This window comes from Sphingomonas sp. Root720 (assembly GCF_001428605.1).
In the GTDB taxonomy this organism is placed as follows: domain Bacteria; phylum Pseudomonadota; class Alphaproteobacteria; order Sphingomonadales; family Sphingomonadaceae; genus Rhizorhabdus.
In genome coordinates this window covers 86,915-106,268 of record NZ_LMID01000017.1, presented here as the reverse complement: position 1 = coordinate 106,268, position 19,354 = coordinate 86,915, and the positions used below count along the sequence as shown (strand labels likewise).

The window sequence follows — 19,354 nt, the reverse complement described above, 5'->3', positions numbered from 1 at the left end:
GATCGCTTATCGCGAGGAAGCGGTAATGCGGAGGAACGCGGCGTAGTCCTGCAAAGCTGCGGAACATTTCGCCACGTCCTTCACATTATTCTATAGGGTGTCGAGCCATCCCATCAGATTGGCATCTCGCTTCCACGAAGGTGGCACGTTGCTCGCCGCCGGGGCGCCAACCTGTTCCAGCGCCTTTCGTTTGGTCTCCAGATTGGCCTGAGCATAGTGATTGGTCGTATCGAGACTGACGTGCCCGAGCCAACTGCGGATGACGGTGATATCGACCCCGGCGGCAACGAGGTGGACGGCGGTCGCGTGCCGGAAGCTGTGAGGCGTAACGTGTTTTGACTGGAGGGTCAGCGTCGATTTCGCGGCTTGTTCCACGTAGGCGTTGAGCTTGAACCGCACCCCTGACGCCCCTAGCGGTTCACCGTATCGATTGACGAAGATCCGCTCATCGGGCGCACGCGGCTGTCGCTCCAGTAGCTTCCTGAGCAATGCCACGGTTTCTGGCCAGAGCGGGCAGATGCGTTCCTTGCGCCCCTTGCCGTAAAGACGCACGAAGTTCGGTGCATCGAACCGGATTGCTTCGGGACAGAGGTCAAGCGCCTCTTGGATTCGCGCGCCACTGTTATAGAGGAACGAGAGCAGTACATGGTCGCGCAGCCCTTCGAGTGTCGATCGGTTGGGCTGGGCGAGGATGGCCTCGACCTCCTCGGGCTCGAGGTAGCACGGCGCGGAGGTGGGCTCCCGCTTCAACGGAACAGCCAGGACCTCTGAGCACTGCGCGATGTATTCCGGATTCTTGTCCGCCACGAAGCTGAAGAAGCTGCGGATGGCGGCCAGTCGGCAGTTCCGCGTGCCGATCGTGGTCTTGCGGCCATGCTCGGTATGATGAAGGAACGCGCGCACCTCGCCGGCCGAGACGTCGGTGAGCGTCAGCCGCGCGACCCCGCAGCCTTTTCGCTCCGCGACGAACCGAAGCAGCAGCCGCCAGGTGTCGCGATAAGAGCGGATCGTGTGGATTGACGCGCTGCGCTGCTCGGCCAGCCACTCCTGGAAGAACGCCCGCAACAACGCGGGCAATGGATTGCCTTTCCTCATGGCCGCGCCTCCGTGACAAGGCACGGGGCGCCGAGCGCGCGGAACCGTTCACTGGCTTCCTGCAACAGATCCTGCGTGACGGTGATGTAGACCAGCGTGGAGTGGAGATCCCGGTGCCCCATGTAGGTCGAGAGGAAGTGCAGTTTTTCCTGAGGGTTAATGCCGGACCGGTACCACTGGAGGATGCGGTTCACCACCATCGAGTGACGAAGGTCATGGACCCGCGGCCCGGTCCGGCCCGAAGCGGGCTTGAGCCCAGCACGGCGCATGACGTTGGTAATCATTGTCGTAACCGCCTCGGGCCTGTAGCGGTCATTTAAGTGGGCATGCCAGAACAGCCCTGATTTCGGGTTCTGTGGGCCGCCAGCGCGCCGCCTCGCATCGATGTACGCGCGCAGTTCGACCGCGACACTGTCGGATAGAGGCAAGATCCTGGTCTTGTAGAACTTCGTTTCCCGGATCGTGATCGTGCTTGATTGCAGGTCCACGTCACCAAGATCGAGCCATGCCAGCTCGCTTCGCCGTAGCCCGGCACAATAGGCCAGCATGATCATGGTGTAGAGGGTCAACGGCCGCAGCGGAGCGTCCGGCGACGGATAAGTCCGTGCGGTATCGAGCATACGCCGAACGTCAGCCGGGCTGAAGATATGCGGTTGCCGATGCTCCCGCGCTACTTCCCGCTCTGGCCGGGGATTGAAGCGCTTTGGCGGGATAGTCGGATCGAGGCGGAACCGCGCCTTGGTCAGGATGCGCGCCAGCTTCTGGCATTCAGCCGCGTGGTTGCGGGTCGGCTTGGCAGCCGCCCAGCTCGCAATCATTGCCTCAAGTGGTTGCTCCGCGAGGTCGGGACGGGCCTGAAGGAACCGATCGAACCGCAGCAGCCAGTGAGCCTGCGCTTCATATTGATATCCCCGGCTGCGCATCAGCATGACATGGTCTTGCATGAAGTCACCCAGCACGCTGCCGAAGGGCGCAGGCCGTCGTAACGCGGCCAAGGATTCGTCGGGATTCGGGGAAGCCAAGGCCCGCCAGATCGGCTTGCTTTGCTTGACGTTGTACCGACGGCGAAGTGCAGCAACAGGGTTGTCGGCGATCAGCCCGATTTCGACGAGGTGGTCGAGGAAGCGGTCGACAATGCAGACCTGATTGAGCAGCGTCGACAATCGCCAACGTTTTTGCATCTCCTTCAGCCAGGCGTCGAGCATCTGCCGGTCCACCGCCGGATGCCGGCGGGCAACATCTTCGAAGGTGCAAAGGAACCAGCGATATGTCGGTACGCTTCCCGGCCGGAACTGCGATTTTACCAGGAAGGCGTCGACGACGGTGCGATCGGGATCGTGCCAGGCGCTCATGACAGCACCTCCATTCCAGGCACCTCGAGTGCCACGGCTCGGAGATCATCTGTTGCCAGTTTGAGATAAGTATTGGTGGATTCGGTGGATCGATGCCCGAGCACGTCGCCGATGATCTTTTGCGGGACCGATGCCCGCAGCATTTCGACCGCACGTGCGTGGCGGAAGACATGCGGCCCCCGCTTTCCTGCTGGCACTACGCCTGCGGCGGCCAACCGACCGCGGATCATGCCGTACAGGTTCGTCATTGCGATATAGGGTGCGCAGGATCGGACGAAGATTTCCCGCACTTCAACCTGGGGCCGCCCAAGGCGCAGATAATCCAGCAGCGCTTCACCAACAGTCACCATTAGCGGCATGTACGAGTACGCGTTGGTCTTGGTGTGGCAGATCCGGAGGGATTCTGCGCGCCAGTCCACGTCATCGAGCCGAAGGCGGCATATCTCACCTTCGCGCAGCCCATACGTGGCAAGCAGCTGAAGTATCGCATAATCGCGTAGTCCGCGTGGCGATCTGTCCTCCTGCGTTGTCGCCAGAACCGCGGCGATTTGGCTCCTTTCCAGCGTCGACGGCACATCTTCGTAGGCATAGAGCATGGGGCCGATGATGTGTGGCGTCAGATCGGTCGGGATGCGACCCGTCCGATGCAGATGGCGAACCACCGAACGGAGACGCTCAGCGACATCGGCCAATGATTTGCGCCGTAAACCAGGCGCGCGCATGTCCATGTAGAGATCGATGTCCACGATGCTCAACGTTTCGAGGCTGGCGGCACCGGCCCGGTCGAACTGCCATCGCAGGAAGTTTCGCGCCTCCCACATCAGCGCCGCAATGGACGCGCTTGCCAAACCGCGCTCCTCGCGCAGCCATGCCTCGTATTCGCGGCAAATTTCATGTCGATGCTCGTCATCGGGACCGATCATTTCTGCGTCCGGGGGCCAATTGCCTTGAGCAAGCCGGAGGAGCTTGGCGATCGCGGTGCGGGGCAACATGTGCCAACGCGCACTGGGAGGCCGACCGTACTGGATCTCAAAATCCTGAACCGCATAGCCAAAATACTGATCGACCTGCTGCGGCGTCACAGTCTCGACCTGTATATCGCACTCGGCCAGATAATCGAGAAACGCGCGGGCGTAGAGACGGTGGTTCGCCACGACCACGGGATTGTAATTCTGTGTGGTGAGCGAATTCGAGAGTTCGGTGATCAACTCGTCATGCAACTTCAACATGATTGCCTCCTCAGCTGGTCCAGGGACCGCCGAGGTTCGCAACCAATATAATGCGCAGCAACTGCGCACACTATCATGGGAATTCGCCGGTTACGCCGCGCTCCTCCGCATTACCGCTTCCTCGCGATAAGCGATTNCGCAACCAATATAATGCGCAGCAACTGCGCACACTATCATGGGAATTCGCCGGTTACGCCGCGCTCCTCCGCATTACCGCTTCCTCGCGATAAGCGATTATCCACGCCAATTTGCGCACCGCGCTCGATGCCACCCGGGTGACGGACAGCTTTTCCAACGACACCTACAACAGCGGCGCGAAGGCCGCTGCCCTGTCGATCTTCGAATCCACCAAGCAGCGTTTCTTCGGCCAGATCCTGATCGGCATGAAGCTGCCATCGCTGATCCCGGCGATCCGTGCGGATCTGGCCCGGGGCGAGAGTGTCGTGATCCAGCTGGTCTCGACGTCCGAGGCGATGCTCAACCGGGCACTGGCCGCGCTGAATGCCGAGGACCGGGCGAATCTGGACATCGAGCTTTCGCCCAAAGAGTTCGTCATGTCCTATCTCACGGCGGCCTTTCCCGTCCGACAGATGAAGACCTTCGTCGATGACACTGGGAAGACCCGCTCCGAGCCGATGTCCGACGAGGAAGGCCGCCCCATCTTCAGCCAGGAAGCGATCGAGATGCGCGACAATCTCGTCGAGCGGTTCTGCTCCCTGCCGATCGTGGGGTCCGCCCTTGATCATATTATCGGGCATTTCGGGAGCGATGCGGTCGCCGAGGTTACGGGACGCAGCCGGCGTATCGTCGTCGATGCGCACGGTCGCCAGCGTATCGAGAGCCGTTCGCCGCGAACAAACCTTGCCGAGACCGACGCCTTCATGCGGAACGAGAAGAAGATCCTGATCTTCTCGGATGCAGGCGGCACGGGGCGCAGCTATCACGCTAGCCTCACCGCCGAGAACCAGTCGCGCCGCAACCATTATCTGCTCGAGCCCGGTTGGCGCGCCGACGCGGCCATCCAGGGTCTTGGCCGTACCCACCGCACGCATCAGGCAACCGCGCCGCTGTTTCGTCCGGTATCGACCGACTGCCGCGGCGAGCGGCGCTTCATCTCGACGATCGCCCGCCGCCTCGACAGCCTTGGCGCCCTGACACGGGGCCAGCGCCAGACGGGCGGCCAGGGTCTGTTCGACCCGCGGGACAATCTTGAAAGCGACTATGCCAAGGAATCCCTCGAAACATGGTTTCGCCTTTTGGCCGACGGCAAGCTGCGCTCGACCACGCTTGAGGAATTCCAGACCCTCACCGGACTTGAACTGGAGGGCGAAGGCGGCGGGCTAAAGGAGGAGCTGCCGCCCATTCAGCGCTGGCTCAATCGCATTCTCGCGCTGCGCATCACGCTGCAGAATGCGATCTTCGATGAATATCTCGGTCTGATCGAGGCCCGGATCGAGGCGGCGCGCGAAGCCGGCACGCTCGATCTTGGTGTCGAGAGCATCAATGCCGAACGCATCACGATCCTCGATCGCACGGTGATCCGGCGCGACGAGACGAGCGGCGCGGAAACCGAGATCCTGCGCCTCGAAACGGAGGAGCGCTACAAGCCGGTCCCGCTGGACCGCGCGTTGCGGATCCTCGGCGACGACGCGCGCCCGATCGTCAATCGCAAGTCCGGCAGGGCCGCGATCCGGTGCAGCACCTATTCGCTCACCGACGACGATGGCGAGATCGTTCGCCGCTACGAGCTGGTTCGGCCGACCAGTTCCGAGCGGATGCGGCAAGACTTGCTGCTCGAAACGATGTGGGAAGAAACCAGCGAGGAGGAATTTTCGGCGCTGTGGCAGGCCGAGGTCGAAGAGATGCAGGGCAAGACCCGCACCAGCACGCTCTATTTGGTCGCGGGTCTGCTCCTGCCGGTCTGGGATCGTCTGCCCGACGATCATGTTCAGGTCTGGCGGCTGAACACCGATGACGGCCAGTCCTTCCTCGGCCGGATCGTCCCTGCACCGCTGGTGTCGAAGCTCGCGGACGCCTTCGGGATCAATGCCGCCATCACCGTGTCGGGCGACGATACCGCAAAGCATGTGATGACGACCGGCGAGATATCGTCCGTTGGAGCCTACCGGCTCAAGCGCAGCTTGGTCGCCGGGCAGCAGCGCCTCGAACTGCTCGATTGGCCGCACACGCGGCTTGCCGAACTCAAGGCGGCCGGCTGTTTTACCGATATCATCCAGCACAGGACGCGGATGTTCGTTCCCGTCGCGAATGCCGCTGCCGTCATCGAGCGCATCGCCGCCTGACGATCCAGGTCCTCTCTCCGCGCCCAGCGCAGGAGAGGGGAGGGGGCCTTCGGCTTTGTGGGCCTGGTGAGCAGGCTCGCGTGACCGTCGAGGCGGCGCGCCAGTTCCAGATGGAGACGAAAGATGATCCAGTCCGTGAAGGTCAAGAACCTCTCGCTGTCGAAAGACAATGTCCGTAAATCGAGCCGGGAGGCCGGTATCGAAGCCCTAGCCGCCAGCATCGCAACGCAAGGCTTGTTGCAGAATCTCATCGTTACCCCGCTCAAAAAAGCGGGCCATTTCACCGTCAAGGCGGGCGGGCGCCGGCTGCGCGCACTCCAGAGCCTGATCGAACAGGGCACTCTGCCCGTCGACCATGTCGTGCCCGTCCTCGTCCTTACCGACGACGACAACTCGGTCGAGGCGAGCCTCACCGAGAATTTTCAGCGCGTTCCGATGAACCCGGCGGATGAAAGCACCGCGTTCAACTTCCTCATCCAGAAGGGGATGACCGCCGAGGACGTTGCCAAGCGACAGGGCGTCACCACCCGCTTCGTCGAGCAGCGGGTGCGGCTTGCCGAGCTTGCACCAAGCGTGTTCCAGGCTCTCGCCGCCGGCGAAATCACCCTGGGTGTCGCCCAGGCCTATGCCGTGACGAGCGACATCGATCGTCAGGCTCGCGTCTTCGCACAGATGAGCACCTCCTATTATGGCGATCAGCCCGACAACATCCGGCGTGCGATCCTCAACGGCACGATCAAGGCGAACGATGCCAAGGCGCGGTTCATCGGTCGCGATGCCTATGTCGCGGCAGGCGGCCGCATCGAAGGTGATCTCTTTGCCGCCGAGGGGGACGAGAACTGGATCGACGTCGATCTTCTCGAAGATCTTGCCGGCAAAAAACTGGAGGCGGCCGCAGCCGAACTCGCACAGGCCGAGGGCCTTGCCTTCGTGACGCCGATCGCGGCCACCCACGTTCCCTATGATCTCGAGCGACAGCTTCACGAGTTTCACGCGCCCGCGCGGCCGCTCAGCGAAGCGGAAAGCGCGCGTGTCGATGCGCTTTCGGCCGAAAATGACCAACTCGTCGAGCAGCTTGAAGGCGAACTGACCGACGGGACGCCGGAAGCCGAGGCCGCGAACGATCGTCTCGACGAAATCGAACGGGAACTTGAAAGCATCGAGAAATGCCGTCGCGAGATCGATCCGGCGGTCCGGGGGCAGATCGGGACGTTTGTCTATATCGGCGGTGATGGGGAAGCCCGCGTTCACACCCGCATGTTCAGTGAGAAGCCAGTCGTCGATCCAAATGCTCCGCCCAAGGTGACGGGCGGTGGCAATGGTGACGACGGCGCCGGCGACATCGACCATGGACCCAAACTCAGTGCTACGCTGATCGACGAGCTGGCGACCCAGCGGCGACAGATCCTCGTCGCCCACATCGCCAGCGATCCGGCGCTGGCGCTGGACCTGACCATCTTCCTGATGGCGCAGAATGTCGTCTTCGAGCAGAACTACGTCCGCAATCACTCGACGCTCAAGTCTAGCGGGGCGCAATTCCCGATCTTCGGCTTCCGTGACGAAGGGTCGATGGCGTCGCAGACCATCGAGGACCAGCGCCAGCGTCTCGATACGAGCTGGGCCGGTCACAAGACCATGACCGAACGGTTCGACGCCTTCCGCGCGCTCGACGACGAGGCCCGCGGCAATTGGGTGGCCTTCTCGATCGCTCGCACGCTGGAGCCGAGCCTGAATGTTGCCGAGGGCGGACGGTCAAACGGATTCCACGACCATCTTGGCCGCGCGCTCGACATCCAGGTCGAGCATTGGTGGCGCCCCACGGCCGAGAATTTCTTCGGCCGCGTCAAAAAGGACGTCATGCTCGACGCGCTCGAGGACATTGGCGGGCCGATCCTGCGCGGGCGCTACAAGGACGCCAAGAAGGGCGACCTTGCCGCGACCTGCGCCTCGCTCTGCAACGGGCAGGGGATCGTCGAGGCCGAGGTCCGCGAAAAGGCGGCGGCTTGGCTGCCGGATGCGATGCGCTTCGATGCCATCGAAACGCCAGAGACCATCGCGCTGCGCTCGACCTTCATCGACGAGGGCGATGACGTCGATCCCGGCGATGATGGTGACGAGGAGTCCGACCCTGATGATGCGACGCACGACGGTCAGGAGGATTTGAGCGAGGCGGCCTGACGCCCGCTTGCACAGTTCGAGGCGACTGGGGGCGGCACTCTTCGCGGAGTGCCGCCCCTCCTTTTGTGCCCCGACGGCGGCCTCTCAGAGGGGAGGGCGCTGCTCCGGGCTCGCCTCTACCAGATCAGGAGAAATTGCTGTGGCAAAGACCACCGATAAACCGTCGCCCGCCGACACCATCACAAACGCGATCATCGACAAACTCGAATCCGGCGTGCGCCCTTGGGTGAAGCCGTGGCGACCTGGCCTTGGCGGCCGTCCACTTCGCGCGACCGGCGACCCGTACAAGGGCATCAATTGCTTCTGGCTGTGGCTCTGCGCCGAAGGGGCGGGCTACCATTCGCGCACCTGGATGACCTACAAGCAGTCGCAGGCGCTGGGCGGTCAGGTGCGCGAAGGCGAGCGGTCGCAGATCGCCATCTTCTACAAATCGTACAGCAAGATCGTGGAATCGCCCGTTACCGGGGACACCACCGACGAAATGCGCCGGGTGCTGCGATCCTATGCCGTCTTCAATGCCGATCAGATCGAGGGGCTGCCGGAGAAATTTTATCCATGCCCGGTCAACGTGGTCGCCCCTGACGACGAGTTGCCGGATCGCGCGGAGCGCTTTCTCGATGCCCTTCCGGCGAAGGTTCACCAGAGCGGCGATCGGGCTTTTTATGACCGCGTGGCCGATAGCATCACGATGCCGCCCGTCGCGTTGTTTTCCACCCGCGCGTATTTCGCGTCGACGTTGGCGCATGAGGCAGGGCATTGGACCGGCCATCCTGACCGGCTAAACCGAGAGTTCGGCAGGAAATTCGGCGACAACGCCTACGCTTTCGAAGAGCTTTGCGCCGAGATGACATCCGCCTTGCTCGGCGCGGATCTCGGCCTCCCGACCACCCATATTGACGATCATGCAGCGTATATCGGCTCGTGGCTCGCGGTGCTGCGCAAGGATTCCCGTGCCATCATGACGGCTGCGGCAAAAGCCGAAGCGGCCGCCGCCTTTCTGCTCCGCGCAACTGGCCTCGCCACGTCGGACGACGTTCAGGAACAGATCCGTGAAGCAGCATGATCGCCGCGATCACCCGCCCAGGCCCCGTCGGCTACCGACGGTTCGCCGCAGCGTTCAGCCACGCAAGGACAGGGGAGGAGAGGGAGCCTTCGGCTTTTTGAGCGCGCCAGGGCGCTCAGAGGGAGGCTCCCATGTTCTACGATACGCTCTACCGCCACAATCAGGCCCTTTCCCCCGCCGGTCTGGACCATCTGCCGGCGGCGCTCCACGCCCTCAACGCCGCCGTCGACGATTGTCAGCGTGCCGGCAAGCCTGTCGCCGGCGACGCGGCAATCCTTCTTCTCATCCGCCATCTGGCAGACGTTGCCGAACGCGATACGCCCAGCGTGAACGCCCTTCGCCTCCGTTGCGAAGCGGATCGCCTGGCGGTCGCCGCCGCGCCAGCGCTGCTCGACATCGCCGGGCAGAGCGTCGGCGGAAACTACCACGCCAAACGTACCTTCCACTATCAGGCGCGCCGCGCGCTTGCACGTCTCGCGACGGCTATCGGCCTCGACGCGGACGAGGCTCGTATCAACACCGTCATGGGTGCCGATCACGAAGACGGCACAACAGAGCTGCGTCACGCGGATCTCGCCGTTCGCGTCGTCCCGCGCGGCTTCCTTCCGGACAGCGAAGTATCGATCAGCCGGTGTCGCGACGGGCAGGAGGTTGGCAAGCCCCACCGCGCGCCAATCGCTGAATTGCTCGACGTGGCCGCGTTCCAGCGCCGGCTTGCCGGCACGCCCGTCGATATCGGCGCTGTGCGCCTCGCGGCCGCCGCCTGAACCCCGCAATTGCAGGAGATCTCTCATGGGTTGGCTCTTCATGCGCGATATGGGTTGCTACGCCACCCCGCGCTCCTATCTCGACAACCAGTTCACCTATGCGCACGCGGATCATCGTCTCACGGTTCTCGCGTCTTCGATGGTCGGCTCGACCTATTACGCGGCATGCGAACGGATCGAGGCGTCCGGCGCTCGGGCCGTATTCGCCGTCGTGTGCCTGACCCGGCAAAGCACCGGCGCGCGCGAGGGCTGCACGTTCGGCTACAAAGACATGACGGAAACGATGGGACCGTGCGAAAGCGACTGCCCTGCTGCAATTCTCGATGAATTGACCGAGACCGACAGCCTCTACGCTTCCGAATGGCGCGCACGCTGTCGTGCCAACCTGGTTCGCCGCAAGCTCGAACGCGCGAAGCCGGCCCCGAAACCGGGACAGACCATCGTGTTCGACGAGTCCATCCGTTTCAATGACGGCGAAGATCGCAACCGCTTCACGGTCATTGCCAATCCGAAGGGCAAGGCACCGCTGTTTCGCGATCCCACAACCGGCGCCGTGTGCCGGATCGCAAAGCTCAGGACGCGCGCATACCGGCTTATCAACCCGGCCATTGTCCCGAAGGACTCGACCGATGGTTGAGCGCGCCCCGGTGATCGCGGCCTGGGGCGCGGGCGTCGATTCTACCGCCATGATCATCGAGCTCGTCGAACGAGGCGAGCCGATCGATATGGTGTTGTTCGCCGATACCGGTTCCGAGAAGACCGATACCTACGCGTTCATCCCTGTCTTTCGTCGTTGGATGGACCGTCACGATGTCGCGTCCGACATCGTCCGCTACGAACCGCGAAATTTCAAGCATTGGCCGCCCTATGATAGCTTGGGCACCAACATGCTGACCAACGCCACCCTGCCGTCCAAGGCATTTGGGCGGGGGTCGTGCTCGCTCAAATGGAAGGTGGCGCCCCAGGACAAATGGACGGCGCAATGGGCGCCCGCGATACGGTGCTGGAGAGAAGGCGGACGTGTCGTCAAACTGATCGGCTATGACTGTTCCAGTGCCGATCAGCGACGCTACGCGCATGCCGAAGGATATGCCGACCCTCGCTATGATTATCGGTATCCCCTTCGTGAACTGGGTTGGACCCGGGCGGATTGCACTGCGCGCATTGAGCGTGCGGGCCTCCCTATACCGCCCAAATCCTCATGTTTCTTCTGTCCCGCAATGCGGCCGCACGAGGTGGATGTGCTCTCCAAGGATGAGCTTCGCACCATCGTTCTGATGGAGGCTCGCGCAAAACCGCGCTTGCGCACGATCGATGGCCTCTGGCGCAAGCCCGTTGTCGGGCGAGGCGGGGCGACACCGAGACCGGGCAATATCACCGCCTATATCCGTCAACACGGCCTTCTCTCGCCGTGCGAGGTTGATCGGATCGTTGCGGATGCACCGCTCGCGCTGGTCGCGTTCCAGGCGGCGCAAGCCCGCAAGCCCGTCGAGCAGCGTATGTCGATGGCGCGCTGGCTCGACGCATTCCACCGGGGTCAGTCCGCAGGCTGACCCCCTCACTAGCTACGGAGACTCTCATGGCCGATCGCGCTTCTGTCGCGATCCGCATCGGCGGATCGCTGTCCCCTGACCTCCTCCCCGACTTCTGTGCTGCCGTCGCGAGCGACGGTGCCTTCACGGATTGGGAGGGGACCGCGTTCGATCCGGACGATCTCGATACGAGCGTTCCCCTATACCTAGCCGACCATGAGGTCGCCTGGGGCCGGTTCGAGGCGATCGAGACTTTCTGTGTCGATCATGCCCTGGTCTTCGCCCGCTGGGCTGGCGGCGCTCCTGGGGCGTTCGGCCCGGAGCGGGTGGTCTTTGACGGCACGACCATTCGGCGTTTCAGTGCCTCTGACGATGACGAGATCCTGATCTCGGCGGAAACGGTGCGCGGCCTCGGGAGCTATGCGGCGGTGCTGTCGCATCTCGCAGCGGCAGAGTTGGAGATACCTCCGTTTCGGATATCCGTCAGTATCTGAAGACAAGGCGAAACCGGCCTGTGCCGACACCTCCCCGCCAGAGGATGCCGCATATGGGCGCCCGCGAGGCGCTGGCAACCCGCGAACGGCGGGCCGAGTTGCCGTGTGCCACGGCTGCCCGCACCACCCCTTGTTCCCGAGTTCCCCTCGGCTGTGCCTCGGTGCCAGCCCCTCTTTTGCGAGCGCCTGGAGGATGCGCATCCGGCGGAGAGGCCGCCGGCACAGACAGAAAGGCTCGCTATCATGTCCACATCGCTTGCAGCCGCACTCGCGGCACTGGAGCTAGGGCACCTCGAACCCCGCGCTGAAGACCTCATTGGCATGGCGCCGCCACCAACCGAGGCGCTGGAGCAGACCGTTACCGCAATCTGGAGCGATCTCTTCACGACGATGGGAAACACCTCGCTGGAGCGCGACATCGAAGACCTGGGCTGGGGCCTGGTGAACCTCTTCCACCGCGCCGCCGCCAAGAAACACGGATTGGTCGATCGGTTGACCGACGACATCCGCCTTCTCCTTGCCGAACAGGACGGCTCCGAAATCAGCACGGCCAATTTGGAAGAAAAGATCGATCTCGCCAAGAAGGTCGAGGAATCCGCTGGTGCCTTCGAGATCATGCGCGATGCCGCCGCCGCGCACTATATCCGGGAGACCGGGAGATCGTGGGTGCCATCGTCCGGCAACCGCATCTCGCTCGGGGTCACCGCCGGGATCGTCGATGGCCATGCCTTCCTGCGAGCGCGCCGCGAGCGGGCTCTGAACGCCAACACCGCGCAGGGTACGCCCGTTGTGTTCGCCGGTGGCCGCCTCACCTTCGCCAACGACGAAGATATGAAGACGTTCGCCGATAACCTGCTGGCCACTCTCAACAAGGTTCGCGCTCATGTCGGGGACATGTATCTCGTACACGGCGGCGATATGAAGGGGATCGAGCGGCTTGCAGCGTCCTGGGCCGAGCAGAATGGCATCCAGCAGGTGCGGTTCGGTCTCGATCGCAAACTCGGAGATCGCGCGGGCTTCCGTCGCAACGAGCAGATGCTCTCGCTCAAGCCGCGGTTCGTGGTCGCCTTCCAGGGCAACGGCGTGACGGAGCGGCTTGTCATCGAAGCCAAGGCTCGGGGACTGCGTGTCGTTGATCGCCGCGGCCCATTGGGAAGCCCTCCTGCAGCTGCCTGTCGCGGTGCGGGCTGAAGCCGCGGGCCGCCGGTTTTCCGGCGGCCCTTTTTCGCTCCGTTCACCGTCGTCCTCTCGAGATTCCCGCAGGCGAGAGGGGAGGGTGCCGAGGCCCTTTTGGTGTCGCTGAATAGCACTGGAACCCGTCGGCCGTGCTGGCGGCCGGGACGCGGTTCAAAGTCCACCAGCCATCCGCGTTGCCGACGCTTTGCCGGCTGTCGCCCTTACCACGAACTAGAGAGAGATGATGATGCGCGATTTGCATGATGAGGAGCTGCGCGCGCTGCTGGCCTTCAGGCAGCGTCACGGGCGCTGCTGGAAGGCCGCGCTGCTGCTACGCTGGTCGGCCGGCACGGACACCGATGAACCAGATTCGGCGCATTTGCGCCATCTGCGCAATATCGCGGGGCCGCGCTGGTTGATCGGACTTCCTGCCGTTACGCTCGATGAGGCCGCGCGCCGTTTCGCCGGGATCGCCGATCCGGCGCTGGTCGCCATTTTCATGGCGAATGCTGGGGAATTTGCCCGCGGTGCGGCGGGTAGCGTGAAGATCGCCCCCGCGAGTGCCGCACATTCGCTGGCGATCGCGATCGAACTCGGTCTCAAAGCCTTTCTGATGAAGGCCGGCTATGCCGACGACTGGAACCGTGTCCATATTCGGCATGACCTCGAAAAGGCCCTGGCGCTTGCGATGGAGGCGGGCCTGTCTGGTTTGCCTGCGGAATTGCCGGCACTCGCCGCAATCCTTTCGCCGGCCTATCGCTGCCACCAGATCGACGCCTTGTTCCGGGCCGGAGCGTCACCCTTCGATGTGGCTGACGCCTCTCACTGCGTCGACCGTCTCCTTGCCGTGATCAGGGCGCAGATCGCGTGACGGCGCGCCACCGCCTCATCCTGTGCGCGGTTTGAAAAGGCGCTCGCCGATCGCATGAAGCCGGGGATGGGGGTGGCCTGCGGCGTACCGTGCGTCAGACGGCCATTATGTCTGTCGCCTTGAGGGTTGCCGTCGCTTCGCTGCGGACGACAGTCCAAGGTGGGAAGAGCGCTGACGGCCAGTTGTGGAGTCTCTGCCTGGCGGGGACATGCCGCGGCGATAGGGCAAGGTTTCTGCACCGGTTCTTGGGTTCATAGAACCAAAGTCACCATCCCTTCTTTTTGACCTGATCCCTAAGTCGGTCGTTCGGTTCTTCCAACCCGCTCCCCTTCGGGCCGAGTTGCCGTGTGCCACGGCTGCCCGCACCACCCCTTGTGTCGGGGTTCCCCTGCGCGGCTGACGCGCTCCGGTGGAAGCACCGCCCATGCCCGCCTTTTTTGGGGGTCAGTCGAAGGGACGGTCCCTTCGGCACTCAAAAAAGGAACCTCGACATGCAGAACCTCGTCATCCTCGCCGGCAATGTCGGCGCCACGCCGGAAGCCCGCACCACCCAGGGCGGCACCAAGATCACCCACTTCAGCCTCGCGACCTCGCGGCCCAAGCGCGACAGCAACGGCAAGATCGTCAAGGACGACAATGGCCGCCGGATCGAAGATACCGAATGGCACCGGATCACCTGCTTCAACGGCGTCGGCAAGACCGTCGAGCAATATGTCGACAAGGGAATGAAGGTGATGGTGCGCGGTCGCATCCACTACACCCGCTGGACCGACAACGAGAATATCGAGCGGTACGGCGTCGAGATCATCGCCGACGAGGTGACCTTCCTCACCCGCGCCAAGCCCGCCAGTGGCGACCAAGGCGGTAATGACAGCTCGGTCGATGACGACGAAATTCCCTTCTGAGACCGGCAAGGCCCGGCGGCTCACGCCGCCGGGCCTTTTTGCTGTTTTTGCCGCTTCCTTATCAGGTCATCTGGGTGTCGGTGTTCAGCTTGTTCTGCAGTTCAGCGATGCTTTCGATCACGGTGTCGAAACTTGGCGCATCACCGAAGACCATACCGGTCATGGCGCGATAATCACGGCGCAGATCATCGACCATATTGCCTTCCGGACATAGCGCGAAGCTTCCCGCCACGGCCGTCGCCAGATCGAAAGCCGGCCGGTTGAAGAACAGCCGAGCATGGGCGACACAGTCACGGCCGAGCGCCGGGTCGGTCAGCGCGCGTTTACCGGCGTCGGACTGCAACAGCTCGTGAAGATCATAATAATGACGCGATACGCGCTGGCCATTGCCGCGCAGTACTCCGCGAATTTCGAACCAGCGCCGCAGGCCATGGAGGATGACCACCTTGTCCCAGAAGGTCCGCTCCGCATCGACGATCGTGATATTGGTGATGGCCAGATCGATCCCCGGCACGTCGCTTTCGAGATAGGGCCGGACCGTCTGTAATGCGTGAGGATCGAGCGCGGACTTCGCGCCAGACTCGATCTTCACCGCCTTGCCGACATAGGCGTCGACAGGCGTGACCGTAGGATAGCTTAGATAAAGCGCCTGCGCGTCCTCGGGGTCCGGTTCGACGCGCCATTGCCCGGTGGCGATGTTCAGGCGGTCTGCGGCTTCGCCAACGAGCGTGGCGAGCTGGTCGTGCAGCGGTCCCTGAATATACGCCTCGCAGGCCTTGCCGATTGCGTCGAGCGCGCCTTGCCGTTTCTTTCCGCTCATCGCCTCGAGTTCGGCGATCGACGCGGTCTGCCCCAGATCGTCGCGAAAGACGGTGACGTCGATATCCTCGGAGAAGCGCCGAATGAGCCCGAAGCCCTTCGACAGCGAGGTACCACCCTTGAACAGCAGGCGTGGACCTGACGGCAATCCGTTGAACAAGGCGTCGAGCGTCCAGCAGACCCAGAAATCCTTTTCGACATTCTGGGGCGTCGTGCCGATGCGTTGCGCGGTTGTCGTGAACAGGCCGAGACGGGTCTCGTCGTCTGCGCTGATGATCCGGTCATAATCAGGGTTCATCATGCGGCCGATGCCTGGCTGGCCAGCATCGGCTTGAGATATGCCTGCATCCATGCTGGCAAAGTCGAAAGGCCATCGGCCAGATCGTCGCGCAGGGTTTTGCCCTGCCGGGAGTCATGCAGCAGCGTCCTGAGCCGCCGGTTGACCATGGCATCGTCCTGACTGTCACCGCCCATCGTATCGCGCAGCCAATGGAGTGCCTGGACTATACGCATCGCGGGCCGCCCCGCCCAGAAGAGCTTGCTGGCAGCGGTCAGGCGGAAGCTGATGGTGAGATGGCCGAGATGGATTGTCTTGAGCCGCGCATCGGTATGAACGACGATCCTGGCCGGGACCGCATTGGTGAGACCCAGATCATTGGCGGCGGTCATGCCGTCGACCAGCACCCGGATCTGATCGCGGCGGGCGACCGCGTCGATGACCTCGCGCGGATCGGGCGGGCTGCTTTGCTGGGTCAGGCTGTTGCGCCCTGGCTTGTCGTAGAGTCCGCGATCGATCCGGCGGAGCATGCCGGCGGTCACTAGGCGTTGCAGTGTCTTGTCGACCGCATCGCGGCTGCCGAGGTCAAGGAAATCCCCCGGCGTCCACACCGCTTTGGGCACGCGCGCGTCGATCCGCTGGAGAATGGCGGCTTTTAGGTCGGTAGCATCAATGGCCATGTCCGAAATACCTATACAAATTTCGGACAAGAGTAAATCGAACCCGTCCGAAATTTGTACGCAGATTTCGGACAAATTTCTCGGTCTGCCCTTTGCGCCCTGTCAGCGGCAATGGCCTGCCGCATAGCGCTGCCATCGCAGCACTGTGCCCGTCGCGATCATCGCGCAGCTCAGGTCACCGATCCCCGGCGCAGAACACCAGGCCCCGGTGCGATCCCCTTTCGCGTTGCCGGTTGACCGGCATTGGAGCGTCGGACCAGTGACAAGGGTATGGCCGGTGCCGCTTTTGCCCCTGGCGCCGCCAAGCAATCGGACCAGCGCGTCCCGCGCGGCAATGCCGCTGGCGCGCGGGCAGGGTTGTCCCCGCCGGCATGAGCCGTCGATTTCGCGCGCCGCTATTCCGCCAAGCCGAATCCGTGGTCCCTCCCGGCACCACACCGGTCCATCGCCGTCCCACACCCTGATGGGCGTGCAAATGAATGCCTGCCCGGCGGGTACGGTCGCGACAGCGAGAAGCAAGGCTATGAGCATCAGCGATCGGACAGGGACGAATCGTTCGTCATGTGTCGGGGAAGAGCGGCAATGTCCCCGCCATCGCGGCGGGCTCATCGGCGAGAATATCATAGCAGCGCAAACGGACCGCCAGATGCCGGGCCAGCTGCGCGACCGCACGCCGCCGTGCGGTCGCGTCACCGCAGCGAATATCCGTCACTAGTGCCGGTTCGGCCGTTGCGAGCGACACCTCGAGATGGAGGGCCAGGCTATCTTCATCGACTCGGAGCATGGCTGGAGAATAGAACAAACAAAGAACAATCATCAAGCAGAACATGCGCACTTTTGTCGCGATACGCGATTGCCGTTGGCGGCATGATGGTAGCCGCCCTCGATCCCGCAATCGGTGTAATGAAGCACGATCAAGCTGTTGCTAGCGCAAAATGACAGCCGGTTCGGCCGGATTGGCGATCACAACAGCTGACCCAAACCCATGTCTGCGGTGAGGCCGACCCACGCATCGCATGATGTCCGTCCGGTGGGGCCATGACCTCTTCTGGCCAGCAGTTTCACCCCGCTCTTTGAGGCGCAATCCTTGGTCCGGCGGGCGGCCTAATGCCATCAACCCATAAAGGGTCCGGTCGCTTCGCTACGGCTTTTGGCCTGCGGCAAAAAGTGATCGCGGCCACCCACCGAACACTTCGGGCGCCAGTCGAGCGGGGATGAACCCGCCGGCTTTCAAGGAGCCTCGACATGTTCACCGACATCAAGATCGCCCGCCTCAATGCGCTCGGCCTTTCCAAAACCCTCATGATCGCAACGATGGTCATCGGTATCGGCAACCAGTTCGCCGTGATTACCGCCGACGACTTTGACGGCGACGTGGTCGTCATCAACGAATATGATCCGTTCAGCTGAAACCTTCAGGCGGGGGCATCCGCCCCCGCCCTTATTGTGCGAGCGCTGATTGGACGATCTTACCGAGGAAGCGAGCCCGCATTTCATCCACTCGACCCTGCGTGAGCGCATCGTGGAGCATGTCTTTGTCGGGGAAGCGCTGCGCCGCCTGTGGCAACTGGGTGTGACCGACGTCGAGGTGCTGCGCTCCGAATTCGACGCGGGCGGCTATGATCTGGTCATGGCCCGCCGCAGCGTGACCCGCCATATCCAGTTCAAGACCAAAATCGTCGGCGGCAAGACCGATGAGGTCAAGATCAGCCTCAAGCTGATGGAGAAGCCGAGCGGATGCGTCATCTGGATCGTGGTGACGCCGGATCTCCTCTTCGACCATTATCTGTGGTTCGGCGCGGAGCCAGGCGAGCCTTTGCCGGATATCAGTCCGTTCGCCGTCGCCAAACATAGCAAGGGCACGGCGGAGGGCGAGAAGAATGTGCGGCCGAACCACCGCAAGGTCCGGATATCCAGGTTCGAGAAGGTCGCCAGCCTGGACGAGATATTGCTTCGTTTGTTCGGTGATCTGGCTAACGCGAAGGGGGCTTAAGCGGGCAGGGCGGCTCCGGCTGCGCCGGACCGGGCTCTAGGCGGACCGCCCCGAGCCCCGTGCCGGGTCTCGGCCCATGCGGGTCACGATCCCTGCCGAGGGCAGGTCGTCAACGGCGCTGTGGACTCGGCAGGTCTGCGGCATTCGCGACAGGGGCTGGTCGCCCATGCGCTAGATGCGCGGGCGGGCACAGGCTCAGCCCGTCGCGCAACGCCGCATCATCGACCAGGATCCGCCACGGTCCACCATAGCGCCGGGCCGCGAGGTAGAAGGTCGCGCCATCGCACGCGACCATGCGGCATTGCTCCTGGCGATCGATCAACGACGCATTCCCGCCATAGCGGGCGACCAGCTCGTCGAGATCGGCGCGCATCAGGGCGCCGCAGCGACGGCACTGGGTACGAACCTGGATCTGCAACCGCTGCATTGCGCCGACGCTCGATGTCCAGCGTGGCCAAAGGGCGATGATCCGGGCGGTGTCTGTCATGATCGGATGATAGCGAAGCCCTCGCTCGCGCGTCCAGCAGCACGTCTGAAAAGTCGGCCATGCCGTTCCTTATTCCCTCTGACCGCCGCACCGACGGTCCCTTCCTGGCTTGACGTCCTCGCCGCGGCACTTG

Annotated in this window: 20 protein-coding genes; 12 read left to right on the top strand and 8 right to left on the bottom strand. The window is 63.1% G+C overall.

Annotated elements, in window-relative coordinates; translation table 11 throughout:
- Positions 1 to 90: 90 nt before the first annotated feature.
- The 3 genes from ASE22_RS25930 to ASE22_RS25920 are packed head-to-tail and all read right to left on the bottom strand — an operon-like array spanning position 91 to position 3,676.
- The gene (locus ASE22_RS25930; protein ID WP_009823939.1) at positions 91 to 1,095 is read right to left on the bottom strand and encodes a site-specific integrase; all 1,005 of its coding nucleotides are present in this window, start codon (positions 1,093 to 1,095) and stop codon (positions 91 to 93) included.
- Complete coding sequence (locus ASE22_RS25925) at positions 1,092 to 2,447, bottom strand: tyrosine-type recombinase/integrase (protein ID WP_009823940.1); 1,356 nt, start codon at positions 2,445 to 2,447, stop codon at positions 1,092 to 1,094. Before ASE22_RS25925 ends, ASE22_RS25930 begins: the two co-directional genes overlap by 4 nt.
- On the bottom strand, positions 2,444 to 3,676 hold the full coding sequence (locus tag ASE22_RS25920) for a site-specific integrase (protein ID WP_007015824.1): 1,233 nt from the start codon (positions 3,674 to 3,676) through the stop codon (positions 2,444 to 2,446). Before ASE22_RS25920 ends, ASE22_RS25925 begins: the two co-directional genes overlap by 4 nt.
- Positions 3,677 to 4,059: 383 nt before the next feature.
- Here ASE22_RS25920 and ASE22_RS25915 point away from each other — a divergent pair, with 383 nt between their 5' ends.
- The 10 genes from ASE22_RS25915 to ASE22_RS25870 all read left to right on the top strand — a co-directional run bounded on the left by ASE22_RS25915 (position 4,060) and on the right by ASE22_RS25870 (position 14,965).
- Positions 4,060 to 5,979, top strand: coding sequence for a strawberry notch C-terminal domain-containing protein (locus ASE22_RS25915; RefSeq protein WP_235536270.1), 1,920 nt, complete (start codon positions 4,060 to 4,062; stop codon positions 5,977 to 5,979).
- 123 nt (positions 5,980 to 6,102) lie between these two features.
- Entirely contained in the window at positions 6,103 to 8,157 is a 2,055-nt protein-coding gene (locus tag ASE22_RS25910; protein ID WP_056366877.1) for a ParB/RepB/Spo0J family partition protein, read from the top strand.
- A gap of 139 nt (positions 8,158 to 8,296) precedes the next feature.
- On the top strand, positions 8,297 to 9,220 hold the full coding sequence (locus tag ASE22_RS25905) for an ArdC family protein (RefSeq protein WP_056366875.1): 924 nt from the start codon (positions 8,297 to 8,299) through the stop codon (positions 9,218 to 9,220).
- A 131-nt stretch (positions 9,221 to 9,351) separates the two neighbouring features.
- Complete coding sequence (locus ASE22_RS25900) at positions 9,352 to 9,987, top strand: hypothetical protein (RefSeq protein WP_056366872.1); 636 nt, start codon at positions 9,352 to 9,354, stop codon at positions 9,985 to 9,987.
- A gap of 25 nt (positions 9,988 to 10,012) precedes the next feature.
- On the top strand, positions 10,013 to 10,624 hold the full coding sequence (locus tag ASE22_RS25895) for a DUF6927 domain-containing protein (RefSeq protein ID WP_056366869.1): 612 nt from the start codon (positions 10,013 to 10,015) through the stop codon (positions 10,622 to 10,624).
- On the top strand, positions 10,617 to 11,540 hold the full coding sequence (locus tag ASE22_RS25890) for a hypothetical protein (protein ID WP_056366867.1): 924 nt from the start codon (positions 10,617 to 10,619) through the stop codon (positions 11,538 to 11,540). The genes ASE22_RS25895 and ASE22_RS25890 overlap by 8 nt, the downstream gene beginning before the upstream one ends.
- 26 nt (positions 11,541 to 11,566) lie before the next feature.
- Complete coding sequence (locus ASE22_RS25885; protein ID WP_056366864.1) at positions 11,567 to 12,013, top strand: hypothetical protein; 447 nt, start codon at positions 11,567 to 11,569, stop codon at positions 12,011 to 12,013.
- Positions 12,014 to 12,256: 243 nt separating this feature from the next.
- On the top strand, positions 12,257 to 13,204 hold the full coding sequence (locus ASE22_RS25880) for a DUF2493 domain-containing protein (protein WP_056366861.1): 948 nt from the start codon (positions 12,257 to 12,259) through the stop codon (positions 13,202 to 13,204).
- Between the two features lie 226 nt (positions 13,205 to 13,430).
- Positions 13,431 to 14,060, top strand: a complete 630-nt coding sequence (locus ASE22_RS25875; RefSeq protein ID WP_056366857.1) for a hypothetical protein — start codon at positions 13,431 to 13,433, stop codon at positions 14,058 to 14,060.
- Between the two features lie 491 nt (positions 14,061 to 14,551).
- Complete coding sequence (locus tag ASE22_RS25870; protein ID WP_056366854.1) at positions 14,552 to 14,965, top strand: single-stranded DNA-binding protein; 414 nt, start codon at positions 14,552 to 14,554, stop codon at positions 14,963 to 14,965.
- A gap of 61 nt (positions 14,966 to 15,026) precedes the next feature.
- On the opposite strand, the gene ASE22_RS25865 is transcribed toward ASE22_RS25870, so the two are convergent.
- The 4 genes from ASE22_RS25865 to ASE22_RS25855 are packed head-to-tail and all read right to left on the bottom strand — an operon-like array spanning position 15,027 to position 17,570.
- Complete coding sequence (locus ASE22_RS25865) at positions 15,027 to 16,085, bottom strand: nucleotidyl transferase AbiEii/AbiGii toxin family protein (protein ID WP_235536265.1); 1,059 nt, start codon at positions 16,083 to 16,085, stop codon at positions 15,027 to 15,029.
- Positions 16,082 to 16,816, bottom strand: a complete 735-nt coding sequence (locus tag ASE22_RS25860) for a DUF6088 family protein (RefSeq protein WP_235536264.1) — start codon at positions 16,814 to 16,816, stop codon at positions 16,082 to 16,084. The genes ASE22_RS25865 and ASE22_RS25860 overlap by 4 nt, the downstream gene beginning before the upstream one ends.
- Before the next feature lie 27 nt (positions 16,817 to 16,843).
- Positions 16,844 to 17,272: a thermonuclease family protein gene (locus ASE22_RS27830; protein WP_082545415.1), complete on the bottom strand. Its 429-nt coding sequence runs from the start codon at positions 17,270 to 17,272 to the stop codon at positions 16,844 to 16,846.
- A gap of 28 nt (positions 17,273 to 17,300) precedes the next feature.
- On the bottom strand, positions 17,301 to 17,570 hold the full coding sequence (locus tag ASE22_RS25855; RefSeq protein WP_056366849.1) for a hypothetical protein: 270 nt from the start codon (positions 17,568 to 17,570) through the stop codon (positions 17,301 to 17,303).
- Positions 17,571 to 17,986: 416 nt separating this feature from the next.
- Between ASE22_RS25855 and ASE22_RS27415 the strand changes: the two genes are divergently transcribed.
- Positions 17,987 to 18,151 carry a hypothetical protein gene (locus tag ASE22_RS27415; protein WP_181316822.1) on the top strand — a complete coding sequence of 55 codons (165 nt, stop codon included), beginning with the start codon at positions 17,987 to 17,989 and terminating at the stop codon, positions 18,149 to 18,151.
- A gap of 49 nt (positions 18,152 to 18,200) precedes the next feature.
- The gene (locus tag ASE22_RS25850; RefSeq protein ID WP_056366846.1) at positions 18,201 to 18,734 is read left to right on the top strand and encodes a hypothetical protein; all 534 of its coding nucleotides are present in this window, start codon (positions 18,201 to 18,203) and stop codon (positions 18,732 to 18,734) included.
- 109 nt (positions 18,735 to 18,843) lie between these two features.
- Here ASE22_RS25850 and ASE22_RS25845 read toward each other — a convergent pair whose 3' ends face one another.
- Positions 18,844 to 19,221, bottom strand: coding sequence for a hypothetical protein (locus ASE22_RS25845; RefSeq protein WP_056366843.1), 378 nt, complete (start codon positions 19,219 to 19,221; stop codon positions 18,844 to 18,846).
- Positions 19,222 to 19,354 lie beyond the last annotated feature (133 nt).